The sequence below is a fragment of the Exiguobacterium sp. s26 genome (assembly GCF_018618235.1).
GTDB classification, from domain to species: Bacteria; Bacillota; Bacilli; order Exiguobacteriales; family Exiguobacteriaceae; genus Exiguobacterium; species Exiguobacterium chiriqhucha.
Genome location: NZ_JACSLS010000006.1, coordinates 97290 through 115604, shown reverse-complemented (window position 1 = coordinate 115604; position 18315 = coordinate 97290). Strand labels below are relative to the sequence as shown.

The following is an 18315-nucleotide window of genomic DNA, read 5'->3' as shown; positions in this document are numbered from 1 at the left end:
AAGGAGGCGTTACTGTTGACGAATGATTTGTTAGGAATCATCAACTTAGGAACTGAAGAGGGTTTATTTCCTGAATTCACGGGGCACCGCAATTTAGCGGCTGTCCCGTTCTCAGGGCGTTATCGCCTAATTGACTTTACATTGACGAACATGATCACTCAAGGCATCAACCAAGTTGGTATTTTCACACTTGATAAATACCGCTCACTCATGGACCACTTGGGATCAGGGAAAGAATGGGATTTGGACCGCTCACAAGGCGGCCTGCACATCTTCCCGCCGGCACTCAAACCTGACGGAGAAGCCTACCTCGGCGATTTGGCCAACTTCTCGATGCACCGCGAACATTTTGTGCGTAGCAAGCAACCGTATGTGGTCATCACAGGTTCGAACGTGTTGACGACAATCGATTTCCAAGACATGCTCGAGCATCACAAATCGATGGGGGCGGACATCACGCTCGCCTATACAGGCCATGAACAGAAGTGTGGCTATTGCCGCCCGATCCGTCTCGGCGAGAACGATCGCGTCGTCGGCATCGGTGAGCGCGGATACAGCCCGAGCGATGAGTATACGTATACGGAGACGATCGTCATGTCGAAAAACCTGTTCCTTCGTCTCGTCGATGAAGCGACGTCAAGAGGCGAGTATGACTTGCTCGACGGTGTCATCCGTCCGCAGCTTCACCGTCTCCACGTTCACGGGTATCACTATACTGGCAAAATGCAGGTGATTCACTCTGTGCTTTCATACTATAATGAGAGTATGCGCTTACTTCGTCATGAGGGAATCATTTACGACTTCCCACACATTTATACGAAGATTAAACATGAGCCACCGACACGCTATTTGAACGGGTCGAAGGTGAATGAGGCGCTCGTCGCGAACGGCTGTAAAATCAGCGGTGAAGTTCAAAACAGCATTCTCTTCCGCGGTGTCGTCGTCAGCGAACACGCCCGCGTTAAAAACTCAATCATTCTATCCAAATCGATCATCGAAGAAGGGGCTGTCGTCGAGAACGCCATTTTAGATAAAGAAGTGGTCGTCAAACGAGGGCAAGTCATTCGTGGTACGGTCGATGAACCGATCGTAATCGGAAAACGGACAACGGTGTAAGGGGGATATTATGAAAATATGGTATGTCGCTTCAGAAGCAGCACCGTTCATGAAAACGGGGGGGCTTGCCGATGTCATCGGCTCGCTCCCTCAAGCGGTGTCTAGCCTTGGTGAAGAAGTGAGTGTCATCATGCCGAAGTATGGCACGATTGCTCAAGAGTACGTAGATGAAATGGAATACATGTTCGATCTGATCGTTCCGGTCGGCTGGCGCAAGCAGTTCGGTGCCGTCCTCAAGCTTGAACGCGATGGAATCACGTATTACTTCATCGACAACGAATATTACTTTAAACGGGAAGGCGTGCTCTATGGCCATTACGATGATGCCGAGCGCTTCGCATTCTTCTCTCGTGCCGTGCTCGAGATGATCGGGAAGCTCGAAGCGGAAGACGTGCCTGACGTGCTCCACTGTCATGATTGGCAGACCGGTGTCGTCCCAGCCTTCTTGCGGATCCATTATCAACATATCGAGGCGTATCAACGCATTCGTACCGTCTTTACCATCCATAACCTGCAATACCAAGGCATCTTCCCGGAAGCGGTCCTCGGCGAGCTGTTACAGTTCGGTCCGGAACACTTCACGGCGGAAGGAATTCAACATAACGGTCTCGTCAACTACATGAAGGCGGGCATCGTCCATTCAGACCAAATCACGACGGTCAGTCCGTCGTATCGTGACGAAATCATGGAACCGTACTACGGGGAAGGGCTCGACGCGACACTCCGTTATCGGTCTGTCGACGTCCGAGGGATTTTGAACGGCCTCGATTTGGCGACGAATGACCCGAGCACGGACAAGCGCATCGCCCAGACGTACAATCTCGATACGGTCAAAGAAGGGAAGCTCGCCAACAAGCGTGTGCTCCAAGAACGGTTCGGCCTCGAGGTACGTGACGATGTCATGTTGATCGGCTTCGTCAGTCGACTCGTCGAACAAAAAGGTCTTGATTTGATTGAAGCGGTGAGTGAGGAGCTCGGGAACTTGGACTGTCAGTTCGTGTTCCTCGGATCGGGCCAACCGGAGTATGAAGGCATCGTCCATCATATGACGGCGTCACACCCTGGCAAGGTCGGGTCATATATCGGTTTCGATATCGAACTCGCCCACTTGATTTATGCCGGATCGGACGCATTCCTCATGCCATCCCGCTTCGAGCCGTGCGGTCTCAGCCAACTCATCTCGATGCGTTACGGGACGCTTCCAATCGTACGCGAAACGGGTGGACTGCGCGATACAGTCAAACCGTATAACGAATACACACAAGAAGGCACAGGTTTTGGTTTCTTGAACTATAACGCTCACGAGATGCTCGCGACGATCGAGAAATCGATTCGCGTCTTCTACGAGGACAACACGTGGAACGCGCTCGTCCACCAAGCGATGACCGCGGACTTTAGTTGGAAACAATCTGCGAAGCAATACCGTGAGTTGTATCACCTATTTGCATGACCGGAAGGAGTTTTACACACATATGTTTACAGACAAACAGAGCTTCGTCACTTCATTCCAAGAGAGATTTGTCGCATTAAACGGGAAGTCGTTTGATGAAGGGACCGAGCAGGAAGTGTATCAAACGTTGGCCACGATGGTGCGCGAGCAGGCAATTCCGAAATGGATCAACACCCGCGACAAGCATGAAGAAAAACAAAGTAAACAAGTCATTTATTTCTCACTTGAATTTTTGCTCGGTCGTTTTCTGTACAACAATTTACTCAGTATGGACGTCCTCGAAGTCGTGCAAGAGGGACTCGATGAGCTCGGATTCAATTTCACCGATATTACCGAATATGAGCCGGAACCAGGTCTCGGTAACGGCGGTCTCGGCCGCCTAGCCGCCTGCTTCCTTGACTCGCTCGCAGCGCTCAGTCTCCCAGGACACGGGAACGGAATTCGCTACCGTTACGGCTTGTTCAAACAAAAAATCGTTGACGGCTATCAAGTCGAGTTGCCAGACAACTGGCTTCGTGACGGGAACATGTGGGAAACACGCCGAGCGGATCGCGCCATCGACGTCAATTTCGGCGGCTGGATTGAGATGCGTCAAATCGGTGACCGGCTCCGGGTCGTCCACCATCCGGACGAAGTCGTAAGGGCCGTCCCTTACGATATGCCAATCATCGGGTACAAAAACGACGTCGTCAACACGCTCCGACTTTGGAACGCCGAGTCGCCGTTTGATGATGAGGAGTATATGGAACGGACGAAAGGGTCGTATAAAGATTTGTTGAAGTATAAGCAGTCGATTGCGACCATTTCTGAATTCCTGTATCCGGACGACACGACGTACGAAGGAAAAGTGCTTCGTTTGAAGCAGCAATACTTCTTCGTCTCGGCGGGCGTCCAGTCGATGATCGCGTCTTATTTACGTCATAATAAATCCTTGAAGCACTTAGGCGACCATTATGCGGTCCATATTAACGACACGCATCCGGTCGTGGCCATTCCTGAACTCATGCGGATCTTGATGGACGATCATGGTTACGGCTGGGACGAAGCGTGGCGTGTGACGAAGAGCGTCATGTCGTTCACGAACCACACACTCCTCGCCGAGGCGCTCGAGAAGTGGCCGGTCGAGATGTATGAACGGTTATTGCCACGCATTTATCAAATCATCACGGAAATCAATCGCCGTTTCTGTAAAGACGTCCTCGTCAACTATCCGCATCTCGAGCCACATATGGGCGAGATTGCAATCGTATCGAACGAACACATCAACATGGCAAACCTTGCCGTCGTCGGTTCGCACTCGACGAACGGGGTGGCCCGGATTCATACGGACATCTTGAAGCAACGCGAAATGCGTCATTTGTACGAGATGTTCCCGCTCCGGTTCAACAACAAGACGAACGGCATCACGCATCGACGCTGGCTCCTCAAGTCGAATCCACGCCTCTCGAATTTGATTACGGATGCAATTGGTCCATCATGGATTGAACATCCGAACGATCTCGAGAAGTTGATGGGTGTCTCGAAAGATGCGAGCTTCCAAGAACAGGTCATGAACGTGAAACAACAGAACAAACTGGATTTGGCAAGTTATATCCAAGCCGAGACGGGCATCGCCGTCGACCCGGACTCGATTTTCGATGTCCAAGTCAAGCGACTGCACGCCTATAAACGTCAATTGATGAACGCGATGCACATTCACGCGCTCTATCAAAAGATTCAAGCCGATCCGACTTTCACGATGGTCCCACGTACGTTCATCTTCGGGGCGAAGGCGGCACCAGGGTATTATTATGCCAAAGAAGTCATTCGCTATATCAACGCCCTTGCGTCGATGATCAACAATGACAAACGGGCGAGCCGCTTCATCAAAATCGTTTTTCTTGAGAACTATCGCGTCTCGATGGCCGAGCGCATCTTCCCAGGTTCGGACTTGAGTGAGCAAATCTCGACAGCGAGCTACGAGGCGTCAGGTACCGGCAACATGAAGTTCATGATGAACGGGGCGCTCACAATCGGGACGCTCGACGGCGCCAATATCGAGATTCGCGACGCGGTCGGCGACGACCACATCTTCATCTTCGGATTGACACCGCAAGAAGTCATGAACTATAAGAAGTTCGGCGGTTACCATGCGGCCGACATCTATCATGCGAACACGGACGTGCGCAACGTCGTCGACGGACTCGTCAACGGGACATTCGACAAGGTTGGAGAATACCAATTCCAAGCGATTTTCGATTCGCTTCTCGTCTATAATGACGACTTCCTCGTCTTGAAAGATTTCGCGTCATACATGCAGGCACAGCGTCGTGTCGATGAAGTATTCGCCGACAAGGCACGCTGGGCCGAGAGTTCGATCGTCAATACGGCCAAATCGGGTATCTTCTCGAGTGACCGGACGATCACAGAATATGCGAACGCCGTTTGGAACATTAAACCGACGAGCGTCAAATAAAAAAATCCACCCGTTACGGGTGGACCTTGTTTTCTGGATAACTAATCCAATCAGAGTAAGAGCCGGGGTACAGACGCACATCGTCTTTACCGAGGGCGTGTAGCGCCAAAATGTTGACGCAGGCGGTGACCCCGCTCCCGCAATAAAAGATGGGATTCGGGACATCGAGGACGTCGGCGTAATGCTCTTTCAAATCGTGGAAGTCTTGAAGCGTCCCTAAGTCGGTGACGGCCTCGGTATAGGGACAGAGCACGGCGTTCGGGATATGCCCGGGCTTGCGGTCAATCGGTTCATGGCTGCCGTCGTAACGGTCGGCCGTTCTTGAATCGTATAACCCACCAGTGACGGTGGCGGCGCGCACGTCTTCAATCGTCGCGATCATCTCGTCTTGGAAGACGGGTGTATAGTCGGAAACGGGATAGGACGGGACGTCTGTCGTCGTCTCCCCGCAGTAAGTGATGCCGGATTGGATGCCGCCTTCGAGCACGATGACGCGCTCATGGCCGGCCCACTTGAATAACCACCACGCACGAGCGGCGAACGGGAAGCCGTCGTCGTAGATGATGACCAAGTCATCGCGTTGAATCCCGATGCGGCGGAGCGTTTCGGTCCATGCCTGTTTAGACGGCAGCGGATGGCGTCCGCCGTGCTCGGACAACGGTCCGGACAAGTCTTCCATCAAATCAAGGAAGACGGCGTTAGGCAGATGTCCTTGTCGATACGCATACTTTCCGTATGAGGCGTCGTTTAATGAATAGCGGCAATCAATGAAGCGGATCGAGTCCGTATGGACGATGTGTTTCAATTCTTGGGCACGCATAGTTGGAAACATAGTATCACCTCGAAGTTTCGTTACTCCCATCGTATACAAGATGGAACAAATTGGCGAGTACTTCGATTGAATTTTTGAATGTCGAAAGGGGAACTGACCATGACATGGCAACAGACATATGACCGATGGAAACAACACGAGGCGCTCGAGCCGCATTTGCGCGCCGAACTCGAGGTGCTCGAGCAAGACGAGACATCACTCGAGGATGCCTTCTATAAGACGCTCGAATTCGGGACGGGCGGTATGCGCGGTGAAATCGGTCCAGGGGCAAACCGGATGAACATCTATACGATTCGCAAGGCATCGCAAGGCTTTGCCGATTTTATCGCCGCGTCAGGGGAAGAAGCGAAACGTCACGGCGTCGTCATCGCCCACGACTCGCGTCACTTCTCGCCAGAGTTTGCGCTCGAGGCGGCACGCACACTCGCTTCGAACGGGATTAAGACATACTTGTTCCCGAGTTTGCGGGCGACGCCAGAGTTGTCATTCGCCGTCCGTCATTTGAACGCCTTCGGCGGCATCGTCATCACGGCGAGCCACAACCCGCCGGAATATAACGGCTTCAAAGTGTATGGCGCCGACGGTGGACAATTGCCACCGGCCGAAGCCGATGAGCTCGTCTCGTACGTCAATGCCATCGAAGATGAATTGAAGATTGACGTTAAAGATGAGGCACCGCTTCGGTCCGAGGGCACACTCGTCACGGTCGATGCGTCGGTCGATGCGGCATACATGGAAGCTCTCCAATCGATTCGGATTCATACGGACGTCCAAGGCGATCCGCTCAAAATCGTCTATTCACCACTTCATGGGACGGGACGTCGCCCGGTCATGGAAGGATTGAAAGCATATGGGTTCGAACACGTCACCATCGTCGACGAACAGGCTGAGCCGGACGGGGCATTCCCGACGGTCAGTTATCCGAACCCGGAAGAACGAGCTGCCTTCGAGCTCGCGATGCAGTACGGCGACCGCGTCGGGGCCGACTTGCTCATGGCGACGGACCCAGACGCCGACCGTGTCGGCTTCACGGTCCGTGACCGCAATGGCGAATGGTTCGTCTTGACGGGGAACCAGACCGGGGCGCTTCTCATGGATTACATTTTGTCTCAAAAAGTGGAGACGGGGACGCTTCCGACGAACGGCTTCGTCGCGAAGACGATCGTCACATCAGAACTCGGGGCGGCCATCGCCAAGGCGTATGGGGTCCACCTCGAGAACACGCTCACCGGTTTCAAATTCATCGGCGAGAAAATCAAGCAGTATGAAGAGTCGGGCCAGTACCAGTTCTTATTCGGTTACGAAGAGAGCTACGGTTATTTGATTGGAGACTTCTGCCGTGACAAAGATGCCGTCCAGGCGTGCTTACTCGGCGCCGAGATGGCGGCTTTCCATAAACAGCACGGGCGCACGTTGTACGATGCCCTCCAAGCCGTCTATGAGAAGTATGGCTTCTACGAGGAGTCGCTCCAATCGATGACGTTGAAAGGGAAGGCCGGTCTCGAACAAATCGGTCGAATGATGGAGGCGTTCCGCGCCAATCCGCCACAAGAAGTCGGCGGCTACGAAGTCGTCCGCTTCGAGGATTACAAGCAACAAGTCGCGAAAAACTTGCAGCAAGGCGAGACGGAAGCGATCGAGTTGCCATCGTCGAACGTACTCAAATTCATCTTCGAGGACGGCTCATGGTTCTGCCTGCGTCCGTCTGGGACCGAACCGAAAATCAAATTCTATTTCAGTGTCCACGCCGATAGCGCGGAGAAAACGACAGTGAAACGGGAAGCGATTGAACGTGATGTTATGAAGCAAGCGAAAGCAATCGATTAATCGACGACACCGCCCTGACGAGGGTGGTGTCTTTTGTTTGACAAGATATGCCCCCCTCAGTATGATGAGTGTATTGTTCATAACCATGTAATCATATACGGATTATCAGGAAGGCGGAAATTACCATGAAAAAATCATTAACAGCAGTACTTGCAATCGGAGCATCGTTCGGGGTGCTCGCGGCTTGCGGGACAGAGACAGACAGCGGCTCAGAAGAAGCCGTCATCACAGTCGGGACAGAAGCGACGTACCCGCCATTCACGTACAAAGACAAAGGTGAAATCACAGGGTATGACATCGATGTATTGAACGAAGCGGCCGAGCGTGCCGGTTACACGGTCGAATACGAGCCAATGGACTTCAAAGGACTCGTACCGGCCCTCGACGCAGAACGCATCGACATGATTGCCAACCAAATGAGTATCACGCCAGAACGTGAAGAGAAATACGCGTTCTCAACTCCGTACGCGGTATCAGGTGCGCAAGTCATCGTCGCTTCGGACAACGAAGACATTCAAGGCATCGATGACCTCGACGGCAAAGTCGTCGGCTCGACACAAGGTTCAGTCTACGCGCAGCTCGCTGAAGAAGCCGGTGCTGAAGTGAAGTTCTACAAAGGCGCGAACCAAGTGCTCCAAGACCTTCAAGTCGGACGTCTCGATGCGGCACTCAACGACCGTCTCTTCATCTTGACGGAGCTTGAGAAGACAGGTTACGACGTGAAAGCGGTCGGAGACGTCTTCAATAAGAGTGAAGCGGGCTACATGACACGTCAAGACTCAGACGTGCTCGACAAGTTGGACGACGCGTTAGCTGAGATGCAAGAAGACGGCACGATGGCTGAGATCGGTGAGAAGTACTTCGGTGAGGACATCAGTCAATGAGTGAACTGATCACGACCGTCATCGAGAACCGTTCGGCCTATATCGAAGCCGTACAATTGACGTTGATCGCCAGTATCCTGTCGATTCTCCTCGCCTTGGTGCTCGGTCTGATCATCGCTGTCTTACACAGCAGCCCTGTCAAAGTCGTTCGTTTGTTCACTCGTACGTATATCTCGTTCTTCCGGGGCACACCGCTCCTCTTGCAACTTCTCATCCTGTACGTCGGTCTGACCGGTTTCGTCCAGTTGAGCGGGATGCAGGCGCTCATTTTCGGGTTAGGCCTTCACTTTGCGGCCTATATCTCGGAAGCGTTCCGCGCGGCCATCAATTCGGTCGATCGCGGGCAAGTCGAGGCGAGCGTCGCCCTTGGGATCCCGCGTGCGAAGCGCTTCAAGGATATCATCTTCCCACAGGCGCTATCGCGTGCAATCCCACCGGTGTCCAACTCGGTCATCGATATCATCAAATCGACGTCACTCGGTTCGGTCATCGCGGTGCAGGAGTTGACATACGTCTCGGACCAAATCGCAGCGACGACGTATCTCGTCATGCCGCTTCTCTTATTCTCGGCGTCGATCTATTGGATTTTATCGACGCTCATCCAAGCAGGACAGCATCGGCTTGAACGTCGCTACGCGATTCGTTAACCAAAAAAGCAGCCATGATTTCTCCTTATGGGGAGATAGCAGGCTGCTTTTTTTATTAGGGATTACACACATCACAATATCTTGGAGATGTGTATAAATCTCCAAGATATTCGGTTTGTTGATACTTACAAGTCGAGCAGGCATAAACATGTTGCATTATTTGTTTTGTGGGAGTATGGCATTGCTCGCATAATTGACCAGGTACTTTGCGGACGATACGGAAGCCCGGTGTGCCACAGGATGGGCAGAGTGAGTTTGCCTGTTCAATGAGTTGCCTCGTCGCGCTCTCAATATTTTTCATTCGAGTTGGGTTGGCATACGCCCGCATGTCTGTCTCGATAAAGACCTGTCGATTCGTTGACTTATTAAAACAGTATGTAAAAGCTTCTTTTAATAGCGATTCACTGGTGATGTCTTTTAGCATAATGGATGAATGTTCATCATCTGATCGGAGAATCACATGATGATCTGGAAAACCAACTTTATTAACAAACTGCAGTGCAGAAGGGTAATCTTGAACGATTGTATGACTGAAGTTTGTGTCGAGTCCTTCATAATAACCATGTAATTCAAGCTCTAATTCGTCATCTTGCAGTAATACCAGTTCAGTATTCCAAGGAATGGGCGCGAGAGGATGGAATCCGAATGTGCCTTCGCTCGCTACCCCAACATGATGATTGGTCAGTTCCAGACCCCTAGTCGCTTTTTTTCTTGCTGTATCAAATTGAGATTGTTTTCGACTGATTTCCCGTGTGAATGTTCCGAATTGATCAGTGTCGAGCGGACTCACGTGTACGTTGCATCCGAATGCGTCCTCAAGGAGAGGTTTGATAACTTTTTCTTTTTGGTGAATTGTCACCAATAGCACATCTCGATCTTTTAAATAATTCATAAATGGTTTCCTTTCTAAGCAAATCAGAGTCCTTATAAAGACTATAAAGGAAGAATTCACGCAGTGTAAACGCCTATGGAATAGTATGAAATAAAAAAGAAGTGAACCGTATGTATACGGTTCACTTCAACATATCGTAGTGCTTAACGGATGACGAGTTCTGTCTCCGTGTCGAAGAAGTGAGCTTTCGTCATATCGAGTGCGAGTGTGACATCGTCACCCATGTGGATGTTCGAACGTCCATCGATCCGTGCCGTGAACTGGTGGCCACCGAGTTCAGCGTACAAGTACGACTCAGCGCCCATGAGCTCGGCAACGTCGATGTGCGTGCGGAACGTGTGCGTCGTTGGCGAGTCGATGTAGATTGGCTCATCGTGAATCGATTCTGGACGGATTCCGAGCACGAGTTCTTTGCCGACGTAACCGCGGTCACGAAGACCTTTCATTTTGCCTTCAGGGACGTTGATTTCTTCGCCGCCGACGAGGAACTTCCCATCAGCCAATTTACCGCGGAAGAAGTTCATCGAAGGTGATCCGATGAAGCCGGCTACGAAGATGTTGTCTGGGTTTTCGTATACTTCTTTTGGCGAACCGACTTGTTGGATGATTCCGTCTTTCATGATGACGATCCGAGTCGCGAGTGTCATCGCTTCCGTTTGGTCATGGGTAACGTAAATCGTCGTCGTGTCGAGACGGTTGTGCAACTGGATGATTTCTTTACGCATTTGAACGCGAAGCTTGGCATCCAAGTTTGAGAGCGGCTCATCCATCAAGAACACTTTGGCATCACGAACAATGGCACGGCCGATGGCGACACGTTGACGCTGACCACCAGAGAGTGCTTTCGGTTTACGTTGAAGGTATTCTTCAAGTCCGAGGATACGGGCCGCATCTTGGACGCGACGGTCGATTTCATCTTTCGGGAACTTGCGAAGTTTCAAACCGAACGCCATGTTGTCATAGACACTCATGTGCGGGTAAAGTGCGTAGTTTTGGAAGACCATGGCGATGTCGCGGTCTTTCGGTGCGACGTCGTTCATGCGCTTGCCGTCGATGATGAAGTCGCCGCTCGAGATTTCTTCGAGTCCTGCGATCATACGGAGCGTCGTCGATTTACCACAACCTGAAGGTCCGACGAAGACGATGAATTCGCGGTCCTTGATGTGCAAGTTGAAATCGCTGACTGCCTTCGAGTCACCACCGTCGTATATTTTATCAATGTGATTTAATTGAATTTCTGCCATGTCGTTAGCCTCCTGGGAATCTGTTCTTGTATAATAGCGCTTACAAGACTGATTATACGATGAAACCGCTTGCATCGAATATGTACACGTTGCACAAAAACGATTACTCAGATTTGTGCAACGTGACAATCAATTGGAGCAGACTGGCATCGTAGAACTGCCTAGCGTCATAACCGGTCGCTTCGTAGAGCCGATCGAGCCGATAGTTGAGCGTATTTCGATGCATGAATAACGCCTTGGCCGTGTGCGATACGTTCAACGAGTTGGCGAACAACGCCTCCAATAAATCGATCGTCGTCTTATCGAGTGACGCGACGACAGGGGCCGTCAGACGGGGACGTACATCAAAAGTCTCATGGCGTTGTAGTAAATAATGGTATAATAATTGACTAGCAGGGTAAGCTTTAGTAGAGAGCTTGGCGAGTGGGAGTAGCGCCTGATGCTGGTGATAAAGTGGCGCAAGGTCACCGAGCGGACGTGCGCTATAGACGACATGCGCCTCGACGTAACAATCGCTCGCGATCGCCCGCAAGACGTCTTCGAACTCGGTCAGCTCGACGAACTGATCGGTCTCAATGATTTCAACGTGAGACCGGGTCATGAGAACAATCTCTGCTTCAGGCATAAAGTCAGCTAACACGTCTAAAAATTGTTCGAGTGCCTCAGGGTCTTGATAATGCAGGACGAGCGACATGAGACGGAACGGCCGGTCGAACCGGTACGCATCGGTGAGTAGACGGTCCTGCCATTTGGCTTGTCGTGGGTCGAGTCTTGTCAGGAGTGGGGTGGCGAACCATTCAAGCAGCTGTCGCTCACGCTCCGTCAGCTCCAGTTTAGGGAGACCGAAGACCGTGCCGTCCTGGGCTTGATACCAGCGAACGTCACTGGACGCTTCTTCGGACCGATGGACAGCCATCGGGAAAATCGATTTAATTCGTTCAAACGTAGTCAACACAATCACCTCTTCAATAAATGTATCATATTTCAGATCGGAGGCAGACAGTTTGGAGAGTCTAGTCAAAGTATTCATTATGATCGCCATCGGTGCGACAATCGGGGGAGTGACCAACTTCCTCGCCATCAAAATGTTATTCCGGCCCCATCACCCTAAATATATTGGGAACATGCGCGTCCCGTTCACGCCAGGCTTGATCCCGAAACGGCGCGATGAGTTGGCGACGAGCCTCGGTAAGACAGTCGTCAAACACTTGTTGACCCCGGAAGGGATGCGTAAGCGCCTGCTCGATGAACAGGTCGGTGGCCACATCACGTATTACGTCCAAGGTGAGGTGCGGACGATGCTGCGCTCGGATCAGACGATTCGATCGCTCATCGAACCACTTTATCCGGATGCCGAGACTCGTGTCTTGGCAGAAGCGGACACGAAGCTCCGCCAAGAGCTCCGGCTCGTCCTCGCAGATGTGAAGACGCGTAAACTGTATGAGATTCTCGGTGAAGACGGCATGGACCGCGTCCGGGGCATCATTCCGGAGATTGTCGATACCTTGCTCGTCAAGTCGGAGGAGTATTTCTATTCCGTCGAGGGTGAGGCCCAACTTCGACACATGGTCGACTCGTTCGTCCAGCGTCGGCTTGGATTCATCGCCGGTTTCGTCCAGAACTTGAATTTTGTCGAGATGATTCGACCGGAGATTATCAATATCCTCCGCGGCGGCTCGACGCGATCGGGTATGGCGGAAATGATTACACGTGAGTTCGAACGGTTCAGCGAACGGTCGGTCGATACGTTGCTTGACGACCGTCTAGAGGAACGGTTGATTGACGGTGTGACGACGGAAGTCGTCTCGCGCTTGCCGGTCGGGGAGTTGCTCGATCGAACGGTCCACTCGTACACACGGGACATTGAAGACCGCGTCGTCGACGAGCTCGTCCCGGCTGGAGTACGACTCGTCATTACGCGCTTCACGGATCAAATGGAGACGATCATGGACCGCCTCAAAATCGACCAAATCGTGCAAGAGCAGGTGAGCTCGCTCGATACATCGTACCTCGAAGAGATTGTTCTCTCGATCTCGAAACGAGAGTTCCGGGCAATAACATGGCTTGGCGCCTTGTTAGGTGGTATGATTGGGTTGATTCAAGGGTTGATTGCCATCATTTAAGAGGCACGCCCTAATAGTATTTAGGAGGACGTCACATGTCACAAACAAACTTGTACGATCATGCTTACCAATTGGAAAAAGCACTTCGCGATTCTGAGGAGTTCACAAATCTCTCTTCACTATACGACCGTGTCAATGCGGATGCAGAAGCGAACCAGTTATTCGCTGACTTCCGTGACATCCAAATGACGCTTCAACAGAAGCAGATGCAAGGCGAAGAAATCTCTGAACAAGAGATGATGGACGCGCAAACGAAAATGATGGGCGTTCAACAGAACGAATTGATCATGGAGCTCATGCAAGAAGAGCAACGCATGCATCAACTCGTCACAGAAGTGACGAAAATTATCATGAAGCCACTTGAAGAGCTTTACGCTCCAATGGTCAATGATCACGAAGTTCAATAAGACGTGATGCGGATGGCAATCGAGCCATCCGTTTTTTTTGTTGCCAAGATTGTCACTCACCTTATGATAACGCTTACATAATGCGTGGTATAGTAAGCTTGTAGAAACTTTCACAAGGAAGGGTGGACGTGATGGTCACCTTGGTGATTTTAACGATCATGATTATCGGGTTTATTGGAGGCTGGCTCCGAGCCGACTTGGTTGCGCTCATCGGTCTCTTGTTGCTCGTCTTGACGAATCAATTGACGCCGGTTGAAGCAATGGCCGGTTTTTCGAATTCGGTCGTGCTCATGATTGCTGGGCTGTTCATTGTGGGGGCCGGCCTATTTCACACAGGTTTGGCCGAACGGTTAGGTGCTGCGCTTATCCCGTTCGCAAAAGGGAGTGAGGTGCGTCTTTTTCTCGTCTTGATGGTCACGGTGACCTTGTTGTCGAGTCTCATGTCGAATACGGGGACGGTCGCCCTATTGATTCCGGTCGTCCTCGCCATGTCGAGACAGATGGGGACGAGTCCTGCCAAACTGTTGATGCCGCTCGCGTTCTTCTCGAGTATCGGCGGAACGATGACGCTGATCGGGACGCCGCCGAACCTGGTGGCGGCTGAGACGTTACGGAACACGTCCGCTGGCACGCTCGGTTTTTTCGCGCTCTTACCGATTGGGCTCGTCATGGCAGTCATCGGCTTATTCTATTTCTATGTTATCGGCAATCGGCTGCTCGGTACGAGCGATGTGCGCGCCGCGACGATGCCACGCTTGGCGGTGCCGCATGTGAGCCTATTCGCCTTATCTCTTTCGAAAGGGCACCCTTTAATCGGGCGGACGCTCCGCGACGTCAATTGGTCACGAGACGGTCTAATCGTCGTCGGTGAACAACAAAAAGGCATGACGCACCGCTTTGTCACAGCGCGTGCGGATACGCGTCTCACTGAAGGTCAAGTGTATGTCAGCGGAGCAGAGGCGGATGTCCGGCGAATTGCCGGAAGGGAAGGGGTGACGGTGGAACACGTCGACTTGAAGGCCGTCTACGGGAAAGCGGCCGGCGTAGCCGTCTTCACCATCCCAACGGATAGCCCGCTCGTCGGTCGTTGTTTATCGGATAGTCACTTGCGCAACGAATATCGGTTGAACGTGCTTCAAGTCATCCGTCCGAACGAAGAGATTGCCATCACGCGATTGAAAGATGTTCCGCTCGAGCGCGGAGATATGCTCGTTACGCAAGGGGAGTGGAGCGATTTAGAGCGAGCTGGGGACGAGACGTCCCTGTTGCTCGCCAATGAGCGGGTGACCGATGTCGCGAACCGGGTCGTGTCCGAGCGTCATCAGCTGGCAGCGGGTCTCATCATGCTCATGATGGTCACGCTTCTCGTCTTCGAGTGGGTCGACCCGACCGTGGCGGTATGGCTCGCAGCACTGGCCATGGTGCTCACCGGAGCCGTGCGGCATATGGATGTCGCCTATGACTCGATTCAGTGGTCATCGTTGTTATTGATTGCCGCGATGATTCCCGTCGGTCAAGCACTCGACAATGCCGGGATTATGGCCTGGCTCGTCACGTGGATCAGCGACTCGTTCAGTCAAGCCGGACCGGTCTGGGTGCTCGTCGCCATCTTCCTCGCGACGATGGCGCTCAGTCAAATCATCTCGAACACGGCGACGGCCGTCTTGTTCGCACCGCTCGCCGTATCGCTCGCCGTGGCGCTTCAAGTGAGTCCGGTCCCGTTCGTCGTCGCCGTCGCGATTGCGGCATCGCTCGCGTTCATGACCCCGTTCGGTTCGCCGACGAATGCGATGGTGTTCGGAATCGGCGGCTACCGTTTCTTCGATTTCGTCAAAGTCGGCTTGCCGTTGCAAGTGGTGACAGCGGTCATTGCGATTTTCACGATTTTACTCATCTTTCCGTTTTGAAGGACATGTTGATCTATCTGCCTAATATGTAAAAAAATGCTAAATAATGAGGTGGAGAAACGATGTGGAAACGAATCGGAATCATTGTATGTGCCCTGCTGCTTGCAGCCTGCTCGAATGAGAGCGAACAGCCGGCACCGACGCTCGGGGCGGATGCCAAAGTGGCCAAGGCGTACTTAGAGGAGCAAGGCTATGACGTCGTCTCTTATAGAGGGAATAGAACGTCGAGTTTTGAAAAGGAAGATCTGCTTGAGTTGCCAACGCAAAGTACGTGGCAAGTCCAGACGCCGCCGCCGGATGACTATATCGGACGTGACATTCGACATGAGTACTTTATCGTCCGCGACCATCCGCTCGATGATGTTGCAGAACTCGGCCAGACGAACGTCTCGGTCATGATGGTGGACGGCGAGATCATCGGCGGGACGTCATATCCGGATTCGGCCGAGCCGCTCGTCGGCAGTGCGTACTCGCTAGACGGCAAGACGGTGGAAGAGCTGCATCCCGATTACATGGAGTGGCGCAGCGAGTGGGAAGCCAAATATAGCGAATGAACAAGCGCCTCGGGATTTGATATGCTCCCCAATAAGTAGACAGATGAAATAACAAATCTGTTTATCTGATTGGGGAGTGTTTTTTTATGACGAGAAGTCGACATACGATCGAACAAAAACTGAGCGCGCTGCGCATGATGGATCAAGGCACATATACCTGGAAGGAAATCAGGGAGGCACATGACGTCTCTATGGACACCCTTCAGTTATGGAAAGTAAAATTCGATACCGGCGGTATTGACGCGTTGAAGCAATCGAGGACATGGAAGCCCTACACCAAGGAACAGAAGATTGCGGCGGTCCGTGACTATCTCGGTGGTCTCACTAAACTAGAGACACTCTCCAAACATCAAATCAGTCACTGGTCTGTTCTTCACAGATGGATTAGGAAGTATACTAGTCATAGCGAGTTAACAGATTCGAGAAAAGGGATGGGTCTAGCTATGACAAAAGGAAGAAAAACTACATTTGAAGAGCGCTTTGAGATCGTGAAATACTGTTTGGAGAATGGTCGCAACTACCAGCAGACCGCGGAACAATATCAGGTATCCTATGCCCAGGTCTATGGCTGGGTCAAGAAGTATGACACGACCGGGGCAGAAGCGCTCCTAGACCGCCGTGGGCGTACGAAACCAGAGGATGAACTAAGTGAAGAAGAGAAGCTGAAACGTCGTATCCAGCAAATGGAGCTTGAGAACGAACTTCTTCGTGCGGACAACCTGTTCCTAAAAAAGTTAGAGGAGATCGAGAGGAGGTCGTGATCAGCCAGGTACGGCTACAGCAAAGATATATCGCCATCAAAGAATTGAACGAAGAGGAAGCCCTCTCGATTGTGCTCCTCTGCCGGGTCGCCGGCATCTCACGGGCGGCCTATTACAAATGGTTGAATCGCACCATATCGGTGCGTCAAGAAGAGAACGAGAAGCTCCTGGAGGACATCCGTCTACTCTATGATCAGGCGAACGGGACATACGGGTACCGTCGGATCACGATGACCATCAATCGGCTGCGCCGGCAACAAAGCTTGTCCCCGTTCAATGAAAAGCGAATCTATCGTTTGATGCATAGCCATGGGATTCAATCGATCATCCGCCGGAAGCGGAGGAAACATAAGAAGTCAACGCCACAGCATGTGGCCGAGAACTTGATGAACCGAGAGTTCAGCGCGGCCCGGCCGGACGAGAAATGGTGCACCGACGTCACCGAGTTCAAATACGGTGCCGGGAAGAAGGCGTACCTTAGCGCGATTATCGACCTGTACGACGGCTCGATCGTCGCCTATCGTGTCGGGAAGTCCAACAACAACGGGCTCGTCTTTAAAACGATGATGCCAGCCATCGCGGGTCTACGTACAGGAGCGAGTCTGATGATCCATAGCGACCGAGGGTGCCAATACACCTCGAGAGGGTTCAAACGCATGGTAGAGGACGCGGGACTGACCCACAGCATGTCCCGCGTGGGACGCTGTATCGACAACGCCCCAATCGAGAGTTTCTGGGGCACCCTGAAAGTGGAGATGTACTATTTGCGTGAGTTCCAGGCCTATAGCGAACTGACGAAGGCAATCGAGAACTACATAGCGTTCTACAACCACGACCGTTTCCAGAAACGACTAAACGGCCTGAGCCCTGTCGAATACAGGTCTCAAGCCGCCTAGGTTGGTTTTCATTATTTACACTGTCTACTTGACGGGGAGCAGTTCAATTCCCGAGGCGCTTCTGTTATGAGGCCGTGCCTTTCAGTTTTCCTGGCAGTTTACAGCGCTCGAAGTAGATCAGTTGGCCGCGACGTGCGATGCGGGCCCCTTTATGGAGGTGCCCGGCTTCCTCAAGCAACGTGAGTCCTTTCGTTTTCGCCTCGTCATTGCTTGCCGCAGTAAATGAATCGTTCAAGACGACCGTGCCGTCGTTCTCGAACGCTGTGATCGTATACTGTTCCATCCGTTCGCCCCCCTTTACTTCCATTGTACTGAATGAC

At 52.1% G+C, this 18315-nt stretch carries 16 protein-coding genes; 11 read left to right on the top strand and 5 right to left on the bottom strand.

Features of this window, described 5'->3' with window-relative positions; all coding sequences use genetic code 11:
• Positions 1 to 15 precede the first annotated feature (15 nt).
• The 3 genes from glgD to KNP82_RS11100 are packed head-to-tail and all read left to right on the top strand — an operon-like array spanning position 16 to position 5021.
• Entirely contained in the window at positions 16 to 1116 is a 1101-nt protein-coding gene (gene glgD, locus KNP82_RS11110; protein ID WP_021066734.1) for a glucose-1-phosphate adenylyltransferase subunit GlgD, read from the top strand.
• A gap of 10 nt (positions 1117 to 1126) precedes the next feature.
• Positions 1127 to 2566 (top strand): glycogen synthase GlgA, encoded by a 1440-nt coding sequence (gene glgA / locus KNP82_RS11105; RefSeq protein ID WP_029595993.1) that lies wholly within the window; start codon positions 1127 to 1129, stop codon positions 2564 to 2566.
• Between the two features lie 22 nt (positions 2567 to 2588).
• Positions 2589 to 5021, top strand: a complete 2433-nt coding sequence (locus KNP82_RS11100) for a glycogen/starch/alpha-glucan phosphorylase (RefSeq protein ID WP_029595992.1) — start codon at positions 2589 to 2591, stop codon at positions 5019 to 5021.
• Between the two features lie 13 nt (positions 5022 to 5034).
• On the opposite strand, the gene KNP82_RS11095 is transcribed toward KNP82_RS11100, so the two are convergent.
• Positions 5035 to 5853: a sulfurtransferase gene (locus KNP82_RS11095; protein WP_029595991.1), complete on the bottom strand. Its 819-nt coding sequence runs from the start codon at positions 5851 to 5853 to the stop codon at positions 5035 to 5037.
• A 99-nt stretch (positions 5854 to 5952) separates the two neighbouring features.
• Between KNP82_RS11095 and KNP82_RS11090 the strand changes: the two genes are divergently transcribed.
• The 3 genes from KNP82_RS11090 to KNP82_RS11080 all read left to right on the top strand — a co-directional run bounded on the left by KNP82_RS11090 (position 5953) and on the right by KNP82_RS11080 (position 9211).
• Positions 5953 to 7680, top strand: coding sequence for a phospho-sugar mutase (locus KNP82_RS11090; RefSeq protein ID WP_029595990.1), 1728 nt, complete (start codon positions 5953 to 5955; stop codon positions 7678 to 7680).
• A 125-nt stretch (positions 7681 to 7805) separates the two neighbouring features.
• Positions 7806 to 8564, top strand: coding sequence for a transporter substrate-binding domain-containing protein (locus KNP82_RS11085; protein ID WP_029595989.1), 759 nt, complete (start codon positions 7806 to 7808; stop codon positions 8562 to 8564).
• Positions 8561 to 9211, top strand: a complete 651-nt coding sequence (locus KNP82_RS11080) for an amino acid ABC transporter permease (RefSeq protein ID WP_021066728.1) — start codon at positions 8561 to 8563, stop codon at positions 9209 to 9211. Before KNP82_RS11085 ends, KNP82_RS11080 begins: the two co-directional genes overlap by 4 nt.
• Before the next feature lie 55 nt (positions 9212 to 9266).
• On the opposite strand, the gene KNP82_RS11075 is transcribed toward KNP82_RS11080, so the two are convergent.
• The 3 genes from KNP82_RS11075 to KNP82_RS11065 all read right to left on the bottom strand — a co-directional run bounded on the left by KNP82_RS11075 (position 9267) and on the right by KNP82_RS11065 (position 12302).
• The gene (locus KNP82_RS11075; RefSeq protein ID WP_029595988.1) at positions 9267 to 10103 is read right to left on the bottom strand and encodes a DUF6671 family protein; all 837 of its coding nucleotides are present in this window, start codon (positions 10101 to 10103) and stop codon (positions 9267 to 9269) included.
• A 143-nt stretch (positions 10104 to 10246) separates the two neighbouring features.
• Entirely contained in the window at positions 10247 to 11347 is a 1101-nt protein-coding gene (locus KNP82_RS11070; RefSeq protein ID WP_021066727.1) for an ABC transporter ATP-binding protein, read from the bottom strand.
• A 103-nt stretch (positions 11348 to 11450) separates the two neighbouring features.
• Complete coding sequence (locus KNP82_RS11065; RefSeq protein WP_058765777.1) at positions 11451 to 12302, bottom strand: PucR family transcriptional regulator; 852 nt, start codon at positions 12300 to 12302, stop codon at positions 11451 to 11453.
• Positions 12303 to 12378: 76 nt separating this feature from the next.
• On the opposite strand from KNP82_RS11065, the gene KNP82_RS11060 reads away from it, so the two are divergent.
• The 5 genes from KNP82_RS11060 to KNP82_RS11040 all read left to right on the top strand — a co-directional run bounded on the left by KNP82_RS11060 (position 12379) and on the right by KNP82_RS11040 (position 17995).
• Complete coding sequence (locus KNP82_RS11060; protein WP_131472313.1) at positions 12379 to 13470, top strand: DUF445 domain-containing protein; 1092 nt, start codon at positions 12379 to 12381, stop codon at positions 13468 to 13470.
• A 35-nt stretch (positions 13471 to 13505) separates the two neighbouring features.
• Entirely contained in the window at positions 13506 to 13877 is a 372-nt protein-coding gene (locus KNP82_RS11055; protein WP_021066724.1) for a YlbF/YmcA family competence regulator, read from the top strand.
• A 131-nt stretch (positions 13878 to 14008) separates the two neighbouring features.
• Positions 14009 to 15784, top strand: a complete 1776-nt coding sequence (locus tag KNP82_RS11050; RefSeq protein WP_251128729.1) for an SLC13 family permease — start codon at positions 14009 to 14011, stop codon at positions 15782 to 15784.
• Positions 15785 to 15846: 62 nt separating this feature from the next.
• Positions 15847 to 16338: a hypothetical protein gene (locus KNP82_RS11045; RefSeq protein WP_214755681.1), complete on the top strand. Its 492-nt coding sequence runs from the start codon at positions 15847 to 15849 to the stop codon at positions 16336 to 16338.
• A gap of 86 nt (positions 16339 to 16424) precedes the next feature.
• Positions 16425 to 17995 (top strand): IS3 family transposase gene (locus KNP82_RS11040; RefSeq protein WP_125317986.1). Its coding sequence is split into 2 segments (ribosomal slippage): positions 16425 to 17064 and positions 17064 to 17995, totalling 1572 coding nucleotides; the frame shifts between segments, so codons are not numbered across the junction.
• Positions 17996 to 18059: 64 nt separating this feature from the next.
• Here KNP82_RS11040 and KNP82_RS11035 read toward each other — a convergent pair.
• Positions 18060 to 18278 (bottom strand): YhzD family protein, encoded by a 219-nt coding sequence (locus KNP82_RS11035; protein WP_214755682.1) that lies wholly within the window; start codon positions 18276 to 18278, stop codon positions 18060 to 18062.
• Between the last annotated feature and the right edge of the window lie 37 nt (positions 18279 to 18315).

Bases quoted from the DNA above. Each gene is read 5' to 3' on its own strand.
- glgA (WP_029595993.1), top strand. From the start codon at position 1,127: ATGAAAATATGGTATGTCGCTTCAGAAGCAGCACCGTTCATGAAAACG.
- KNP82_RS11100 (WP_029595992.1), top strand. From the start codon at position 2,589: ATGTTTACAGACAAACAGAGCTTCGTCACTTCATTCCAAGAGAGATTT.
- KNP82_RS11095 (WP_029595991.1), bottom strand. From the start codon at position 5,853: ATGTTTCCAACTATGCGTGCCCAAGAATTGAAACACATCGTCCATACG.
- KNP82_RS11090 (WP_029595990.1), top strand. From the start codon at position 5,953: ATGACATGGCAACAGACATATGACCGATGGAAACAACACGAGGCGCTC.
- KNP82_RS11085 (WP_029595989.1), top strand. From the start codon at position 7,806: ATGAAAAAATCATTAACAGCAGTACTTGCAATCGGAGCATCGTTCGGG.
- KNP82_RS11080 (WP_021066728.1), top strand. From the start codon at position 8,561: ATGAGTGAACTGATCACGACCGTCATCGAGAACCGTTCGGCCTATATC.
- KNP82_RS11075 (WP_029595988.1), bottom strand. From the start codon at position 10,103: ATGAATTATTTAAAAGATCGAGATGTGCTATTGGTGACAATTCACCAA.
- KNP82_RS11070 (WP_021066727.1), bottom strand. From the start codon at position 11,347: ATGGCAGAAATTCAATTAAATCACATTGATAAAATATACGACGGTGGT.
- KNP82_RS11060 (WP_131472313.1), top strand. From the start codon at position 12,379: ATGATCGCCATCGGTGCGACAATCGGGGGAGTGACCAACTTCCTCGCC.
- KNP82_RS11055 (WP_021066724.1), top strand. From the start codon at position 13,506: ATGTCACAAACAAACTTGTACGATCATGCTTACCAATTGGAAAAAGCA.
- KNP82_RS11050 (WP_251128729.1), top strand. From the start codon at position 14,009: ATGGTCACCTTGGTGATTTTAACGATCATGATTATCGGGTTTATTGGA.
- KNP82_RS11045 (WP_214755681.1), top strand. From the start codon at position 15,847: ATGTGGAAACGAATCGGAATCATTGTATGTGCCCTGCTGCTTGCAGCC.
- KNP82_RS11035 (WP_214755682.1), bottom strand. From the start codon at position 18,278: ATGGAACAGTATACGATCACAGCGTTCGAGAACGACGGCACGGTCGTC.